This is a genomic window from Clostridium sp. MCC353 (genome assembly GCF_018785315.1).
Classification (GTDB): Bacteria; Bacillota; Clostridia; order Lachnospirales; family Lachnospiraceae; genus CHH4-2.
Genome location: NZ_WQPN01000072.1, coordinates 1 through 16,470 on the forward strand (window position 1 = coordinate 1; position 16,470 = coordinate 16,470).

The 16,470-nt window shown below is 46.6% G+C and carries 14 protein-coding genes; 2 read left to right on the forward strand and 12 right to left on the reverse strand.

Annotated features, from left to right (window positions below; translation table 11 throughout):
* Positions 1–48: 48 nt before the first annotated feature.
* From GPL15_RS14295 to GPL15_RS14305, 3 genes are all read right to left on the reverse strand, one after another.
* Complete coding sequence (locus GPL15_RS14295; RefSeq protein ID WP_215699358.1) at positions 49–2,334, reverse strand: glycoside hydrolase family 3 C-terminal domain-containing protein; 2,286 nt, start codon at positions 2,332–2,334, stop codon at positions 49–51.
* 205 nt (positions 2,335–2,539) lie between these two features.
* Complete coding sequence (locus GPL15_RS14300) at positions 2,540–4,018, reverse strand: SLC13 family permease (RefSeq protein ID WP_215699359.1); 1,479 nt, start codon at positions 4,016–4,018, stop codon at positions 2,540–2,542.
* 18 nt (positions 4,019–4,036) lie between these two features.
* On the reverse strand, positions 4,037–4,903 hold the full coding sequence (locus GPL15_RS14305; RefSeq protein WP_215699360.1) for an MBL fold metallo-hydrolase: 867 nt from the start codon (positions 4,901–4,903) through the stop codon (positions 4,037–4,039).
* Positions 4,904–5,071: 168 nt separating this feature from the next.
* Between GPL15_RS14305 and GPL15_RS14310 the strand changes: the two genes are divergently transcribed.
* Both GPL15_RS14310 and GPL15_RS14315 read left to right on the forward strand, forming a co-directional pair.
* Entirely contained in the window at positions 5,072–5,782 is a 711-nt protein-coding gene (locus GPL15_RS14310; protein WP_215699361.1) for a LytTR family DNA-binding domain-containing protein, read from the forward strand.
* A complete protein-coding gene (locus GPL15_RS14315; RefSeq protein WP_215699362.1) occupies positions 5,782–7,095 on the forward strand; it encodes a sensor histidine kinase in 1,314 nt (437 codons plus the stop codon). The genes GPL15_RS14310 and GPL15_RS14315 overlap by 1 nt, the downstream gene beginning before the upstream one ends.
* Positions 7,096–7,145: 50 nt before the next feature.
* On the opposite strand, the gene GPL15_RS14320 is transcribed toward GPL15_RS14315, so the two are convergent.
* The 9 genes from GPL15_RS14320 to GPL15_RS14360 all read right to left on the reverse strand — a co-directional run bounded on the left by GPL15_RS14320 (position 7,146) and on the right by GPL15_RS14360 (position 16,141).
* Complete coding sequence (locus GPL15_RS14320; protein WP_215699363.1) at positions 7,146–7,724, reverse strand: helix-turn-helix domain-containing protein; 579 nt, start codon at positions 7,722–7,724, stop codon at positions 7,146–7,148.
* A gap of 339 nt (positions 7,725–8,063) precedes the next feature.
* Positions 8,064–9,074, reverse strand: a complete 1,011-nt coding sequence (locus GPL15_RS14325; RefSeq protein WP_215699364.1) for a DUF3298 and DUF4163 domain-containing protein — start codon at positions 9,072–9,074, stop codon at positions 8,064–8,066.
* A gap of 108 nt (positions 9,075–9,182) precedes the next feature.
* The gene (locus GPL15_RS14330; RefSeq protein ID WP_215699365.1) at positions 9,183–10,217 is read right to left on the reverse strand and encodes an Rpn family recombination-promoting nuclease/putative transposase; all 1,035 of its coding nucleotides are present in this window, start codon (positions 10,215–10,217) and stop codon (positions 9,183–9,185) included.
* A gap of 443 nt (positions 10,218–10,660) precedes the next feature.
* A complete protein-coding gene (locus GPL15_RS14335) occupies positions 10,661–11,482 on the reverse strand; it encodes a MurR/RpiR family transcriptional regulator (RefSeq protein ID WP_215699366.1) in 822 nt (273 codons plus the stop codon).
* Between the two features lie 32 nt (positions 11,483–11,514).
* Positions 11,515–12,402 carry an ROK family protein gene (locus GPL15_RS14340; protein ID WP_215699367.1) on the reverse strand — a complete coding sequence of 296 codons (888 nt, stop codon included), beginning with the start codon at positions 12,400–12,402 and terminating at the stop codon, positions 11,515–11,517.
* Between the two features lie 76 nt (positions 12,403–12,478).
* Positions 12,479–12,934: a YhcH/YjgK/YiaL family protein gene (locus GPL15_RS14345; RefSeq protein ID WP_215699368.1), complete on the reverse strand. Its 456-nt coding sequence runs from the start codon at positions 12,932–12,934 to the stop codon at positions 12,479–12,481.
* 11 nt (positions 12,935–12,945) lie between these two features.
* Entirely contained in the window at positions 12,946–14,448 is a 1,503-nt protein-coding gene (locus GPL15_RS14350; RefSeq protein WP_215699369.1) for a sodium:solute symporter, read from the reverse strand.
* Between the two features lie 34 nt (positions 14,449–14,482).
* Entirely contained in the window at positions 14,483–15,400 is a 918-nt protein-coding gene (locus GPL15_RS14355; protein WP_215699370.1) for a dihydrodipicolinate synthase family protein, read from the reverse strand.
* Positions 15,401–15,454: 54 nt separating this feature from the next.
* Positions 15,455–16,141: an N-acetylmannosamine-6-phosphate 2-epimerase gene (locus GPL15_RS14360; protein WP_215699371.1), complete on the reverse strand. Its 687-nt coding sequence runs from the start codon at positions 16,139–16,141 to the stop codon at positions 15,455–15,457.
* Positions 16,142–16,470: the final 329 nt, after the last annotated feature.

The following is a 16,470-nucleotide window of genomic DNA, read 5'->3' on the forward strand; positions in this document are numbered from 1 at the left end:
CCATCCGCCTGAACGGTTTCGGGCCTCACATTCCCTGGATCCCCGGCGTTACTTCCGCCAATCAACTAAATAAAGATTTATTTTATTAATAAACTCCTCCAGGTCTTCTCTTTTTGTTCCTGTAAAACTGGCAAGTCCCCGAAGAGGCATATAATAAATCATGGCATTTCCGGCTTGGGCAGTCAGTGCGGAGGACTCTGAGTCAGCATCATTCCCGGAAGCGCCGAACTGTTTCTTTAATTTGGATAAATATGGCTCCAAAAGCTCTTTTAGCGGCTCCTGATCAATCAGATCTCCAAATATAGTGTCAAAAGTCACTTTTTCATAAATCATTCTCGTGGATTCTACAAAGATGCTCTCCTCCAGCACAATTTGCTGAGAAGATTTCCCAATCTGTACGCCGTATTCACCGCTTTCTGCCTGCCAGTCATGTACAGAGGTATTCCAATAGGAAAAATCCCGCTTTTTCAGTTTGAAATACACAGTTTTTTTCTCTCCAGGCTCTAAATATATCTTTTCAAATCCCCGGAGTTCCCTCATAGGTCGAATCACTTCTCCGTTTTCCGGAGGCGCCACATAGAGCTGAACCACTTCTTTTCCCGGTACGGCTCCAATATTGGCCACCTCCACGGAAACCAATAGTTCTTCCGTATCCTTCATAGATATTTTGTCCAGCTTCAGATCCGAATAGGCGAATTCCGTGTAGGAAAGCCCATGTCCAAATGGGAACAGCGCATCCATGCGTTTTTTATTATAATAACGGTAACCTACAAACACCCCTTCCCTGTATTCCACCCGGTTTCCTTCTCCCCGGTAAAAGAGATAAGACGGGTTGTCCTCTAATTTCAATGGGAATGTCTCCGGCAGCCTTCCGCTTGGATTCACCCGGCCAGTGAGCACATCCGCAACAGCGCCTCCGATGGCCTGTCCTCCCAGATATGCTTCCACCACCGCCTTGACCTCTCCAATCCAGGGCATTTCCACAGGCGATCCATTGTGAAGCACCACGACTACGTTATCCTGTACCTTTAATACCGCATTGATCAGTTCATTCTGGCAGTCCGGCAGTCTCATATGGCTTCTGTCATAACCCTCAGATTCAAACGAATCCGGAAGTCCGGCAAATATCACAGCCACATCCGCCTTTCCTGCGTTTTCTACCGCTTCCTCTAAAAGTTTTCTGTCTGTTTGATCTGTTTCATCATGAAATCCCTGGGCATATGTCACATGAGGCAGACTGTTTGACAAAACCTCCCAGGATGAGGTGATTTTACTGCTGTTAATATGGGAGGAACCGCCGCCCTGATACCGCGGTTCTTTTGCATAAATACCAATACAGGCTATTTTTTTCTCTGAATTCAGAGGAAGAATCTGCTGGTTTTTTAATAACACAACGCATTCTTCAGCTATCTTTCTAGCTGCTTCATGATCTATATCCCTATCAAATGACGCGTTTCTGTCCCGGTTTTCTTCAAACCTGTATACAATGTTAAGTATGCGTTCACAGGCCTGATCCACTACAGCTTCATTTAAGCTCCCATTCAAAACAGCTTCTTCAATCAGACGGTCATTGGTTCCATGGGAAGAGGGCATTTCCAGGTCAAGGCCGGCTTCCAGATCCGGCACACGGTCATTGACCGCCCCCCAGTCACTCATCACATAACCGTCAAACCCCCACTCGTCCCGCAGAACATGGGTAAGATATTCTTTGTTTTCAGCCGCATATACGCCGTTAATTTTATTATAGGAACACATCATAGTCCAAGGTTTCTGTTCCTTCACCGCATCTTCAAAAGCTGCCAGATATATTTCCCTCAGGGTTCGTTCATCCACTTCTGAAGATGAAGACATCCGCCGGTGTTCCTGATTATTCGCTAAAAAATGTTTCGGGCTGGTACCTACATGCTTGCTCTGGACGCCTTTTATAAACGCTCCTGCCATCTGAGAAGACAAATACGGATCTTCCGAATAGTATTCAAAATTCCTGCCACACAAAGGAGACCGTTTGATGTTTAAAGCCGGTCCCAAAACAACGCTGACACCTTCTGCCTGACATTCATTTCCTATTACTTCTCCCAGCCGGGTTACTAATTCCCGGTCAAAAGATGCAGCTGTGGCACATCCTGCCGGGAAACATACTGCCTTTATACTTTCATTCAATCCAAGATGGTCCGCCTTATCGGCTTGTTTTCGCAATCCATGAGGACCATCAGACACCATGGATGCCGGTATTCCCAGCCTCGGCACCGCTTCGGTATGCCAAAAATCCGCTCCTGAGCACATAGCCGCCTTTTCTTTAAGAGTCATTTTTGCAACTAATTCTTTTACGTTCATTGCGCACCTTCCTTTTATGTTTTCTGTCTCTATTATACCAAATGCGCAGGATTAAAGAGTAAATTTTCCGGCTGATTTTATCATTTTTCCGTCCTGTGCCCAACAAAGAAGAATGCCGCCCATTTACCGGATAGCAAAAAAACTCATCCGGCCGCCTATTATAAACAGCGGCCTAATGAGTTTAACCTTTTTATATTTCCTTTATTTATATCAAATACGCACATAAAATATAAGCCGCCGAAGAGGTGACAATCACAATCGGGAAGATCAAAAGCCCATAAGACCACACCCATTTAGGATCATCCTTCATACAGTCGGCCCCCAGATAAAGCGGCGCCGAACCGCCCGCCGCCATGGTGAGAAATGCGCACAGGGCAGTCATTACGATGGCAGGAATAATACAGCTCGGGTTAATTCCCAGATTCAGGCCGTATTCGATCAAAAATGGGCCCACAACCGTACCGATAATCACCGCGGTGGCCGTATTGGAGAAAACATTGGTACAGATCAGGGTTGCCGCAACTAAAACCAGCACAAAGACCGGGAACGGCATATTTCCGAACACTACATTCATGATTCCGCTCAGCCACCCGCGGATCCCTAACCCTTCATTGGAAATCATGCCGCCGATAGCGGTAAATGCGCAGACACAGAGCACGATTCCCCAGTTTACCGATTTACCCATGGAACGCTCCACGTCAAACAAAGGTTCTCCGTCTATATGTACAAGTCCTAAAATCACTACCATCAAAACAAACCAGAATCCCTGTCCTACCGCGTTAATGATCTCATATCCGTAAATGCCTTTTGGAAGCCAGATCATGACGATGGAATAAGCAATGCCCAGTATAAATATACCAAATGTAAAGGACTGCTTTTTATTGAATTTCGTTCCTCCGTCCCCGCAGATAGCCGCAATATCCACATGTTTCAGCTTATGGAAATCCACCCGGAACAGCGGTTTTAAACAGAGCGCAAATGAAACGGATATGAACAAACCAGAAAGAGCCGCTGAAGCCATATAGGATACCTGGTTGATTTCCAAGCCCGCCTCCACGATTCCGGCTGCCAGAAGGTTATAGATCATAAGCGCCATCCCTTTAAAAGGAAGAATTCCTCCGCCTACGGAAGACGCAATCAACGCTCCTGTTGTCATGGCTTTTTTCCACTGGCTTTTGTTATCATATCCCACGGAATCTCCTATGGAACCGACCATAGCCACGCTGAACAGGAACGCGCCCAAAGAGCTGGCAAGAGCGCCCAGAACAGTGACCGCAACCATAAACACGCAGGTAAACAGCACCGGCCTGCCGTTTAACGCCTTCCTGGAAATCATCCATCTGGCTAACACGCTGTCCGCTCCGCTTTCCGTCAGAGCGTATAAAAGCACGAAGATAACAATTAACTGCCAGACCGTAGGGCTTCCCAGCGTAGTGCTGATAACCGTGGCAGCATCTGTATATCCGGTCAATATCATGGCGAACATGATGAGAAATGACGGGACAATCATGCCAAACCGGTTGGCGATCAGCCAGATTCCGCCGATAAAGATTCCGATGGCCTGCACCCCCTGCCTGGTAATGCCGCCCCAAAGCGGACAGATCAGACCGAATATAAACATAAAGAACAAACTCACTGTGAGATGAAGCAATTGCTTCTGTGTATAAGCCTTTCCCTTCTCCATAAATCCCTTCCCCTTCTATTATTTTCTTTCCGGCAGCGATGGCTGAGGCGGCAGGAACTGATCCAATTCTTTTGCCTGTTTTTCCAGCCCGTCCAGACACATATTTAAAAACATGGCTTCATAATACTTATAATTCTCTTTTCCAAGGACAAATGGATTGGGTATTCCATCCGTAATTTTATTCACCAGTTCCAGCTTCTCCGTCCCTTTATCCAGAAACGGATGGGTGCTGATTTCCACATCACAGCCTGCCTTGGCGGTCACCTCTGCAAATGCAAGGGCAGACTTTAGATAAGTGACTTTATCACTCATCTTATACGGAAGGCCCGAGCCGCCCCACATGGCCGCCATATGAGGCCGTCCCTCATCTGTCACCGGAAACACATAGCTTAAACATCCCGGCGTGTGCCCCGGCGTAGATACACACTGAATCGTCGTATCTCCAAGAGTAAATGTATCCCCGCCCTCTAAAAAATCATTGATTTCCCATTTTAAAACCCCGGTCCTGTTTCTGGTATCCGTTTTGGCAAACTCATAATCCACCCTGGACATGTAAATTTTACAGCCGTACTGATCCCTGAACCAGTCTGCCGTCCCGTAGTGGTCCCCATGCCCATGAGTGATCAGAATGGCCTTTAAATCCGCCGGATCCAACCCCAGATCCTCAAATCCTTTTAAAATCATCTGCTTATGTTCTTCATATGGTTCCATACAGTCCAGAAGGATCAATCCTTCTGTGGTCTCCAGAACAAAACACCCCACATTCGGCGTTCCGATAAAGGACAACTGGTCGAAAAACCGGGTTGCCGGATATGGTTCCACCTTCTGTCCAAACAGCGGTTTGTGTGCCGCCGGTCTGCGCCAGCTTTGAATTGTTTTCTGCAAATCACTACACCCCTTCTCTTTCATTTAATGACTATAATTTAACAGGGTGTGGAAACAGGTACAATAGCCGCAGCATAACAGGTCATTTTTACAGCATAAATGGATCAAATTGACGAATGATGTAAAATCAGATATGATAATTTTAATAGCGGGAAGGGGATGAAATACTTGTGGAAGATAATCATTTGTGATGACGAACCGGATATGTGTGCCCAGCTCCGGGGACTGCTGGACCGTTTTTCTGAAGAATGCGGCATCAGGTTTCAGACAGAAGAATGCCATTCGGGAAAGGAACTTTTAAATTCCATAACATTTGATACCGATATCGTCCTTTTGGATATCAAAATGGAGCCCATGTCCGGCATGCAGGCCGCCAGGTCCATCCGGGAAAAGAACCATGAAGTCTGCATCATTTTCATAACCACCATGACCCAGTACGCCATGGAAGGCTATTCGGTACACGCTTTTGGATTCATAAAAAAACCGGTGCGCTACGCCCAGTTCCGGCTGCAGATGCTGGATACCGTCCGGCTTTTAAAAAGCAGGGCCGGGGAGACGGTCATGCTCAAGACAGGAGGCAGGACCTATAATCCCGATATCCGTACAATCCGTTATTTCGAGATATTCGGCCATGAAATCCACGTGATACTGGAGGACGGCGGCTTTACCTGCTATGGAACATTGGCGGACATCGAGCAGGAACTGTCCGAAAAACATTTTTACCGGTGTCACAAGAGTTATCTGATCAACCTGCGATTTGTTGGCCAGATTCTCACAAATGAAGTCATTTTAAGGGATGGGAAACGGATTCCCGTCAGCAAATACCGCAGAAAAGGGCTTTTAGACAGTTTTGCCAAGTATATGGGAGGTCATTTATAATGGACAGCACTCAGGTCTTCCGTTTTTTCTTTGACGCCGCCATGGTGGCCTGGTTTGCCCTGCCGGTTCAGCAGGAGACGGACCAGCCAGTCACAAAAAAGCTTACAGGCTGGTGTTTTCTTTTGTTCCTGCTTCCCATTTACCTCTATACCGGTTCGGGAAATGTGCTTGATATCGTGTTCCGCTTTTTAATGCGGGCTTTGGCCTATTCCCTGTGGATCCGGTTCAACAAGGGGCTCTCTCCTGCCAAAAGCCTGTATTTCGGCGTTCTCTGCTGGATCACGTTTACCTGTGAAAACAACATATTTTTAACGCCCCAGCTGTCCGCTATCCGGTGGAACCAGATTTCTTACGGCCTTCCATTTATCAGCGATACGGTAATCAACCGGAGTTTTGAATTCATACTGGAATTATTTTTAATCACGTTAGTCAGCCGCCTGATCCCCTTGGACAACATACGGCGGATCAGCAGGAACAGGGTCTGGCTGGGAGCTGCGCTGATCGGCTGCGAACTTTATGTCAAATACACCCTGAAACTGATGTCCATGCTGCCTTCCGGCCAGTATCCGCCGGAGCTGACCATTTATCCGATCCTCATGCAGCTTCTGACCCTGATGGCCTTGATTATGTTTGAACGATACCTCTATCACCGGGACCTGCGGGAAGCCGCCCGGCTGGGGGAGGCCATCAACAGATACCGCTATGAAAATGCCCTGACCCGTCTGGTGGCGGACGACGATCTGCGCCGCCTTCACCACGACTTAAAAAATCATCTGATCGTGCTTCATAACATGATTGACGACAACCAAAACGCGGGAGAATACATTTTAAAGCTGATGCAGGGAATCGCCGGTTATGAAAGGCTTGTGGAGACAGGAAATAAGATTCTAAACGGGCTTTTGTCTGAAAAAATCCAGGCTGCGGAGAAAGAACAGATTGACGTGAATGCCTGTTTTGATTTCCGGACAGGGGCATTTATCGATGATCTGGATGTCTGTGCAATCTTCGGAAATGCCATGGACAACGCCATAGAAGCCAGCCGCCGGGTAAAAGACCCGGAAAAGCGCTGCATCTTAGTGAAATGCAGCGCTGAATCGGAAAACCTCGTTATCTCATTTATGAATTATTTTGAGGGGGATTTAAACAGTGATGGAAAACGGCTTTTAACCACCAAAACCGGTCATATGCACGGAATCGGGTTGAGCAGCATCCAGCGGTCTGTGGAAAAATACGGCGGAACCATGGTGGCCGATACGGATGATTTTCATAATTTTATACTCACGGTGTTGATTCCCATTCCAACAAAAACCTGATGGCGGCCGCAGGCTGTGTTTGTATATTGGCCGTCCGGATATTATGGTTTTTACTTTTTAATAAGCCCGTGTTTATTACAGCAGACATAAAATTGGCCCTTATGCATTTTGGGGAAACGGATCTCTGGGGACTGTTCTGGATAAAGCTTTACTAAAAGAATCCTGTCCCAGGTAACATATGCCGCAAAAGTGATGTAATGATCTTTGCTCATATCGTGCCGCATCATAATATAGTAATCATTTTCTATTTCTTCAATCTGAATTTCATGCTGCGGATCTTCCTTTTGGGGAACCATGGGGGACAGTTTCCTGCCGCAGCATGAAATCTCACTTTCGCCTGTGCCAAACAGGATGTTCCCGCAGTCCGGGCAGACATAAAACTTTATTTTTTTCATATTTCCTCCATCTTTATCATTGGGTTCCAAATCGCCTGATAATATTTTCTCAATATTGATTTCCAAAATGGCGGATAAATCCCTGAGCAGGGATACATCGGGGCAGCCTATGCCTCGTTCCCACTTGGAAATCGTCCTGTCGCTGATGTTCATCGCATCGGCAAGGTCTTTCTGCGTCATACCCTTTTCCTTGCGCATGGCGAGTATCAGCCTGCCAACTTTACTACAGTCCATATCTTCACCTCCTCCCTAATCATATCCGCGTTTTGTAATATTTGCAACAAACGCTCCGTAGAGTTTTTTGCCGGAAATGCGGCACGGCCAAAAGCTGAGGCGTTCCGCTCAACAAGAAAGAATCCCGCTCGCTGGATTCTCCGCCTGCGGCGGGTCGCTTCAGCGACATAATTCCCCGCCGCCGTAGTGCGATCCCATAGCCAGCCAAGCTGGCATAGGAGGGCTTTTTTATTTCATAGGATGAACTTTCCTATGAAATAAAAAAGACCCGGAAAGCGGTGAAAAGCATACTTTTCATCCCTTCCGGGTCTTCTTTATATAAAATTATATCAAGTTTACTTATTTTCCTCTATGTAAGCTTCTGCCAAAGCTGTTCAAATACATGCTGTATTCTGAATAAGGAACCAGAACTTCGATCTGTCCCGCAGCATAGCTGGCGATGCTGTACTGGTTGTATAAAAGCTTCATACCGCCGTCCACAACAACCCACTGTTCAATTCCCGCCTCTTTCACAGTTTCTTCCGTTGTATCATCAGGATGCTCTGCCGCGATCTGTTTTGCCGCATAATTGAGGATCTTTTCACGGAGGGATTCCGGAGCGATTGCCATGCTGTCTAAGGTTACCGGTTCACCGGTAGCGGTGTCAAATGTCACCAGTGTCGTATTTGTCATGCCATGGGCGCCGCCTGTATATTCATAGCCGGTCAGTTGGAAAGAGAGATATTGCTTCTCTACTGCTAAAGATTCATAGTTAAATGACATCTCATAAGAAACGCCGTTCTGACGTCCCGCCATATTATAATATTCCAGCGCAGACGCTTCGTAACCAGCTCTCGTCTCTTCCAGTTTATTCTTAATGTCGTTAAAATAACCGTTGATCTTGTTGGTCACATCAGGATTGCCCGCAATCGTAACAAGAGGAAGGGTCACATCATAATTCAGCGCAACCGCGCCGTCGGCCGCTTTTGTTTCCTTCTTATCCGTCTTGGACTTAACGTAAATGCCGAGCTGGTTTCGTTCATCAATTCTGCTTCCGTCAGCCGCCAACTGGAATCCTTCAACCACCTGGTTCGTACTCATGGATCCGTCGGCACCTGTGAAATACCAGGTTCCATTGTCATTGATCCAGCCATACCTTATGTATCCGCTGGCGTCAAAATAATACCATTTCCCACCGATTTCCTTCCAGGAATTGGACGGGTAAGACTGGTCATCTTCCTGATACCACCAGCCATTGCTGTCTTTCTGCCACTGGCCTGCCAGCGCGGCTGTAGATGATGATAATGTCAAAGCTGCTGCGAGCACTGCTGTTACCGCCCGTTTCGATATTCTTTTTTTATTTCCTCTCATGCTTATTCCTCCATTCGGTTCCAAATGTCTTGCCGCTATATTCCCTATTTTATCCCCTAATGGTGAATATTTCAACTTAATATTTCTTTACGGGCAGCGGGGCCGGGCTCATGCCTTTTCCGCGGTTAATCTCCTTTCAAATTCACCGATTGTACCGGATTTGGCCGCCAGCTTAATCCAACGTTTTAAAACACTCATATCCGTCTCATCGGCAATCCGTGACGCCAGTTCTTCCGGCACTTCCCCAAGATCCTGGAGAAAATCAATAATACATGATTTTATTGTTTCTAAGCTGCCTTCTTCCCGGCTCACCCGTCTCGTCTCCTGCACATCATATGCCTCAAAACTATCAAATAACATACTGATCCGCCTTTCTTTAATCAGATCCGTAAACTCGGCCACTTCGTCCTTTGGCACATTCAGTCTGTGCAGAAATGCCGCCACAATCGTGCTGATCAGCTTCAACAGATAATCTGGTGTATGGGATTCCAAGTGCTCGAAATACTCCGGAGGTATCCCCTCCAGTTCCTTAAAATCTTCCGAATTGCGCAGCTTGTTAATCAGCATGATCAAGGACAATTCATCGCCGAAATCAATGATCTCTTTATTAGTGTAATCATGTAACCGTACCACTTCATATACAAAATCAGGAATATAATCTTTAAATACATCCGCCAGATAGATCCGCTCGGAAAACCGTTTTGCTGCCGTCCACATGCCGGTTCCTTCGTAATATACAATAGGCAGGACTGGAGGATATTTAAAATCTCTGGTTTTCGTTATCCCCTCGGAAAACTTCTCCATCTCTTTTTCATAATCATTCCAGATCATCACCATATAACGAAGAAGCTTCATGCACATCTCAAATGACACCACTGACTGGTGTTCGATCAGCGCGATAAAATAAAGCAAACTCCCATCCGCAAGCTCAATCTTATTCACCGTATCCGAATTGCGTTCTTCATCCCACAGGGACACGAAACGTTCGGAAATATTTGTAATCTGTTCCGGGGTAATGTTCTTTAATATGTCCAATTTTACATAATCGCGCAGAAATTCGGCGCATAGGATGGGATCTTCGAACACCGCCTTGGCTCCCTGGTCATGGATTTCCCTGATTGTACTGTTTTTCATTTCTTTCATATCTTTCTCCTCTCAATTCGAACGGATGATAAGGTATAAAAGAAATATTTCTGATACCTTCATTATACCAGAGTCAGACAGGAGAATACAATCGTATTTCTTTCATACCTTACCAAATTAGCAATCGTTCATTTAAAATGGGATCTTATGGCAGAAGCTGCCTTTGAATCCGGGTAAAAGTAGAATAACCACCCGGGAAAATGTAAAATAAGTATAGCAGTTAATTGAGGAGAAAACAACTGCTCGTATCATTTAATTTACCTTTTATTCAGAAGAAAAGGCTGTTTTTTATATTGAACGTGTTACATAGAATGTGTTACATAGAGCGTGAAGGCATTTTCAAAAATCCCTTGAGGTTTTACTGTAAATGACCTGGCCCTTTAAAGTAAAGCGTGAAGGCATTTTCGAAAATGCCTTCATGCTTTACTTTTCACGCTTTACTTTTACATCAAATCCCCTTTCCTCAACGCCTGCAGCGTACTGTCATGCAATGATTCCTTCACAAACTTATCCTGAGCCAGATAATAAGAATAACAGATATCCATCATCACCAAAACCGGAAACTGGGGCGATATCACATTCCCATGGTTCAAATGGACCAGGGAAGGAAGCAGCACCACTTCATCGCAGATTTCCTCAAACTCCATTTTATTTTTCGCGGTAAAAATCACCGTCTTGGCCCCTCTTTTATGGGCTTCCCTCAGAAGGAACAGGATCTCTTCTTTATCGCCGCTGAGGCTGATTCCGATTACCAGGCAGCTTTGATCCTGAAATACGGCCCTCATTTTCATCACATCGCTGTGATCCATGGAGTTGATGTCCACGCCGATTCTCATAAAGCGCAGCTCCGTTTCCCTTGCGGCCAGGCCGGAACTGCCCAGGCCGCAGACGAACACCCGGCTGGCTTTGGCCATGTAGCGGCAAATGCGCTCAATCTGCTTTTCGTCCACCAGATTATACGTTTTATTTAGCAGTTCCTGGTAAGCATTCAGCACGGTTCTCGTGTTTCCCGTCATGGAGTCCCGTTTCTCCACAAAATTTTCTTCGTACTGATAGATGAACTCCCGGTAGCCCCTGTAACCGCATTTTTTGGCGAAACGGGATAAAGAGGCCTCGGAAACGAATAAACGCTTGGATATCTCTTTTGCGGAAAAATCTATCCGCTCCCGGTTATAAATAAAAAAATCCGCTATATTCTTCTCCACTGTGGTGAAATTGTCATAGTTCGATTCTATAATTGGTATTACCGATTTCAGGTATTCCATCATTTCCTCCGTTCCCTGCTCCGCCGGGGAATCTAAATTTCTCTTCTGCTCTTAAAATGATAGTATGCGCCTATCATTCCCGCGTCATTTTGGTACTGCGCAAAGGCCAGCTTCGTCTTCTCGCGGATACTGGATACCAGATAACGGGTCAGGGCGGATTCCAGCCGGTCTTTTAAATATTCCTCCTGGGCCATGATCCCGCCGCCCAGCACAACCACTTGGGGATTTATCACATAGCAGATATTGGCAATCCCTTTCCCCAGAGTGCCGCACATCTCGTCAATGGCCTGGATGCAGATTTCGTCCCCCTGTTTTGCGGCTTCGAAGATGCGGTGGCCGTTCCATTCCCGATCCTGTGCGCCTTTCCTTTCATTTACCTTTTTGGAAAGAACGCTGGCGGCTCCAAGGGTCTGGAAATCGCTTCCGTCCATCTTCATATACCCCACCTCACAGGCGCTGTTGCTCCATCCGTGAAACACCTGTCCGTCAATCAGGATACACCCTCCGATCCCGGTTCCGATGGTCAGGCACAGAGCCACTTTGGCCCCTTTTGCCGCACCTGATGTGCCTTCCGCCAGCCCGGCGCAGTTCACATCATTTTCCACTTCACAGGGAATATGAAACCGCTGCTCCATCCACTCTTTGATCCGCGTCCCGGCATAGTCCGGGATCAGCGGAGCGGCGTAGAAAATCTCGCCTTTTTCCACATCCACCATTCCAGCCGTGGAAACGCAGATTCCGGCCAATTCCCGGCCGTTTTGGTAAGACTCCACCAGCTTTATGATCGTATCCAGAATATGAGGCCCTCCCTTCCAGGCTTCCGTCGGGGTCTTCCCCTTGATCTGGAATTCCTCATTTTCCCCTATAATTCCGTGTTTTATCTCCGTTCCTCCGATATCAATGCATACATATTGTTTCATCCGGCCGCCGCCCTCCTGTCATTCCGCCGCAAAAGGCAAACCTTCCCCTCGGTTTGCCTTTTGTCATGTTCACCTGTTACTGTTCAATTCTCACTTTAAATATAGCTTTTTTGATCCGCTCCGGTTTCTGTACCTGAACCGCGGTTCTGTGGCCGTCGTCCGGGTAACAGATCAGAAAATCATTTTTTGTCAAAACTACATGGCAGTTGGGCAGGCCGTCCATCGGAAGGAAATCATCTGCATCCACAAACTCTTTCTGATCCATGTTCTGTATAAAGTTTAAATCAATCTGTTCCTGTCCGTCAAGCATATAATGGACATCCAGATAATATTTATGCGCTTCCCAAAAACGGTTTTCCGGCGCAGTCGTTTCATATTCCACAATATTTACAAACAACCGGTCCCCGTCGATGGGGTAGCTGCCTTTTTCATAGGACGCTAGATCGTGGTTCTTTGCATATTCAAAACATTTCTGCAGACACTCCGGCAAAAAATCATAGGTTTCTTTTTGATTACTGTTTCCAAATATCATGCCTGACCTCCTTAATTATGGTAAACCGTGGAATCTGCAGCTGGCTTGGATGTGTCTCCCGTCATTTTTCTGGAAATGATGCTGACCGGAATTCCAACCACCAGCGAAATGGTGATGGAAATGATGGAATAAGACCAGATGGAAACGTCCGCTGCCGGAACCAGGTATTTAATGGCAATCATAACAACTGCCGCCACTGCAAACGCCACATAAGCGCCGATGGAATTTGCGACTTTAGTAAATGTCCCCAAAGCGAAGGTTCCGCCCAGAACTCCGAGAACCAGTCCCATGAATCCGTTAAACCATTCATATGCCGACTTGATCTCTCCATTTGCCAGCACCATGGACACTAAGATAGCGACGATGCCAACGCCTAATGACACATACTGGGCAATCCTGGTCTGGAGCTCAAAACTCATATCCTTTTTGGACAGACGCTCCTGGATATCCAGCGTCCAGCTTGTCGCCACAGAATTCAGTCCTGTGGACAGGGTGGACTGGGACGCCGCGTAAATGGCCGCAAGGAGCAGGCCGGTAATGCCTACAGGCAGTTCATATGCGATATAGGATGCGAAAATCTGATCCTGCTGGGCTGCCGGCGGAAGCGCATTCTGGTTGTAGAATACGAAAAGTCCCGTTCCGATTAAGTAGAATACGGTTGCGATGAAAATGGACAGCGCGCCGTTTGTCAGCATCATTTTATTCAGTTTCTTCATGTCCGTTGTGGTGGTGAAACGCTGTACGATATCCTGGCTGGATACGTAGGAAGAACAGGTATTTAAACCAGCTCCCACGATCAGCAGGAATACGCTGTCTTTCAAAATGTTCGGATTAAAAATTGGCTGGTCCGGAGCCAGGAATTTTCCCTGCCCCATGGTACTGAAAATTTCACCAAAACCGCCGTCGATTCCATGAGCCAGATAAAACAGGGCAAAGGTCACGCCCACCAAAAGCACGCTTCCCTGGATGAAATCCGTCCATAACACGGATTTAAGACCGCCTGTATAGGAATAAATGATGGCAATCACGCCCATGGCGATGATTAAAATGTTCACGTTAATGCCTGTCAGCTTGGAAAGCACCATGGACGGCAGGTACATAATGATGGACATACGGCCGATCTGGTATACGATAAACATGACTGCGCCCAGAACCCGGAGCCCTTTGCTGTTAAATCTGATTTCAAGATAATGGTATGCCGTATCGATATCCAATTTGCTGTAGATCGGCAGAAAGAATCTGATTGTGATTGGAATCGCAACCAGCATTCCAAGCTGCGCAAACCACATGATCCATGTACCGGCATATGAGTTTCCCGCCAGAGACAGGAATGAAATAGGGCTTAAAAGGGTTGCGAAAATAGATACGGATGTAACCCACCACGGTATCGTCCCGTCGCCCTTGAAAAACTCCTTGCCTTTCATCTCTTTTTTTGAGAAATAAAGGCCTGCAAACAACACCGCTCCCAAATATACAACCAGAATGATTAAATCAATTGTTGTAAACCCTTGCATATACGTTCTCCTTCCTAATTAACCGTTTGTGCAATCAGCAGTATGTTTTTACCGCTTCTTTAACCATCTGCGCTGCTTCTTTGGCAATTGCCAAATCGGATTCGATTAACTGGGGCAGCGGCTCACGCACTCCGCCTAAATCCAGATTTTCGTTGATTCTCAGCATTTCCTTAATCACCCCGTACATATTTCCGTGGCAGGAGCACATTTTGTAAATGATATCGTTGGCCGCGTACTGAACCTTCATGGCTTCTTCCATACGCCCTTCTTTCACCAGTTCGTCCATCTTTAAGAACAGTTCCGGCATAACCCCGTATGTTCCGCCGATTCCCGCTTCCGCGCCGATCACGCGGCCGCTGATGAACTGCTCGTCCGGCCCGTTGAAAATGATGTAGTCATCTCCGCCTGACAGTTTAAACATCTGGATATCCTGAACCGGCATGGATGAGTTTTTCACGCCGATCACTCTCGGGTTCTTTCTCATTTCCGCAAATAATCCCTGGGTCAGGGCAACGCCTGCAAGCTGGGGAATGTTGTAGATGATGAAATCCGTGTTGGGAGCCGCGGCGCTCATGGCGTTCCAATATTCCGCGATGGCGTATTCAGGCAGGTGGAAATAGATTGGCGGAATGGCTGCGATAGCGTCAACGCCCAGGCTTTCCGCATGTTTTGCCAGTTCCACGCTGTCTTTTGTGTTGTTGCATGCCACATGGGCGATTACAGTCAGTTTGCCCTTGGCAACAGCCATAACATTTTCCAGTGTCACTTTTCTGTCCTCTACGCTCTGGTAGATGCATTCTCCTGAAGAACCGTTGACATATACGCCTTTCACTCCTTTTCGGATGTGATATTCGGTCAATGCTCTCACTCTCTCAGGGCTTACATTGCCCTCCTCATCGTAACATGCGTAAAATGCCGGAATAACACCCTTATACTTTTCTAAATTTGCCATAATTCTTCCCCTTTCAAAATCTCTCATTTTCTATTGTTTACGTGTGCAGTTCCCCTAATCCAAAACTTCTGCAAATGATTTGGTAATCAGCTGGGGCCTGGTGATGATGGAACCGACCACTACGCTGAACGCGCCAAGTTCAATTACCCGTTTTGCCTTCTGAGGGGTGTTGATATTGCCTTCTGCGATCACAAGATGCTCCGTTTCTGCCACAATTTTCCGTATGATTTCGAAGTCATTTGCTTCAATCTTCATGCCCCGGCTTTGATCCGTATATCCCACAAGCGTGGTGCCGATAAAGTCGAAGCCTAGCTGGTCTGCGTGAAGCGCTTCCTCTACGGTTGAACAGTCTGCCATTAAAAGCTGGTCCGGATATTTGTTTCTGATCTCTTCATAAAACTGATCCAGAGTTTTGCCGCCCGGCCTCAAATCCTGGGTGGCGTCAAGAGCAATGATCTCCGGCTTTACTTCCATCAGCTCGTCTATTTCTTTCATAGTAGGTGTGATGTATACTTTGCTGTCTTCATAATCCCGTTTGACGATTCCTATAATAGGAAGGTCTACCTGGGTCTGAATCTCAGCGATGTCCTCTTTTGTGTTAGCCCTGATTCCGTAAGCGCCGCCTTCCTTTGCCGCCAGCGCCATGCGGCCCATGATGAAAGATGAATGCAGCGGCTCGTGAGCCAGCGCCTGACAGGATACGATTAGTTTCCCTTTTAGTTTTTCTATCTTTTCGTTCATGTGTTACACCTCCTCTGTGCTTGTGGTCACAGTATAGCAGATGTGATTTTATTTTCAATAGGATGTGAATGGATGGAAAGTAATTTCAAATTTTTCGATGGGATGGGGGCATAATAACGGTTTTTGCGAAATGTTTTTGGGGATTTTGCACAATTAAGTGAAGGAATTTACATTAAATTTATTGGCGGAAGTTACGCCGTGAAGAAGGGGACGCCGGGGGTGCGGGGCTTGGAAGAATGGAACCGGGATCGGTTTTTTGTTAAAAGATTTTATAGAAGGAGAAGATAAAAAATTAGTTAAACAGGTTTGATATATTCTCCGTCAAACAA

Excerpts from the sequence above, each read along its gene's own strand:
- GPL15_RS14295 (WP_215699358.1), bottom strand. The coding sequence starts at position 2,334 with ATGAACGTAAAAGAATTAGTTGCAAAAATGACTCTTAAAGAAAAGGCG.
- GPL15_RS14300 (WP_215699359.1), bottom strand. The coding sequence starts at position 4,018 with ATGGAGAAGGGAAAGGCTTATACACAGAAGCAATTGCTTCATCTCACA.
- GPL15_RS14315 (WP_215699362.1), top strand. The coding sequence starts at position 5,782 with ATGGACAGCACTCAGGTCTTCCGTTTTTTCTTTGACGCCGCCATGGTG.
- GPL15_RS14320 (WP_215699363.1), bottom strand. The coding sequence starts at position 7,724 with ATGGACTGTAGTAAAGTTGGCAGGCTGATACTCGCCATGCGCAAGGAA.
- GPL15_RS14325 (WP_215699364.1), bottom strand. The coding sequence starts at position 9,074 with ATGAGAGGAAATAAAAAAAGAATATCGAAACGGGCGGTAACAGCAGTG.
- GPL15_RS14330 (WP_215699365.1), bottom strand. The coding sequence starts at position 10,217 with ATGAAAGAAATGAAAAACAGTACAATCAGGGAAATCCATGACCAGGGA.
- GPL15_RS14335 (WP_215699366.1), bottom strand. The coding sequence starts at position 11,482 with ATGGAATACCTGAAATCGGTAATACCAATTATAGAATCGAACTATGAC.
- GPL15_RS14340 (WP_215699367.1), bottom strand. The coding sequence starts at position 12,402 with ATGAAACAATATGTATGCATTGATATCGGAGGAACGGAGATAAAACAC.
- GPL15_RS14345 (WP_215699368.1), bottom strand. The coding sequence starts at position 12,934 with ATGATATTTGGAAACAGTAATCAAAAAGAAACCTATGATTTTTTGCCG.
- GPL15_RS14350 (WP_215699369.1), bottom strand. The coding sequence starts at position 14,448 with ATGCAAGGGTTTACAACAATTGATTTAATCATTCTGGTTGTATATTTG.
- GPL15_RS14355 (WP_215699370.1), bottom strand. The coding sequence starts at position 15,400 with ATGGCAAATTTAGAAAAGTATAAGGGTGTTATTCCGGCATTTTACGCA.
- GPL15_RS14360 (WP_215699371.1), bottom strand. The coding sequence starts at position 16,141 with ATGAACGAAAAGATAGAAAAACTAAAAGGGAAACTAATCGTATCCTGT.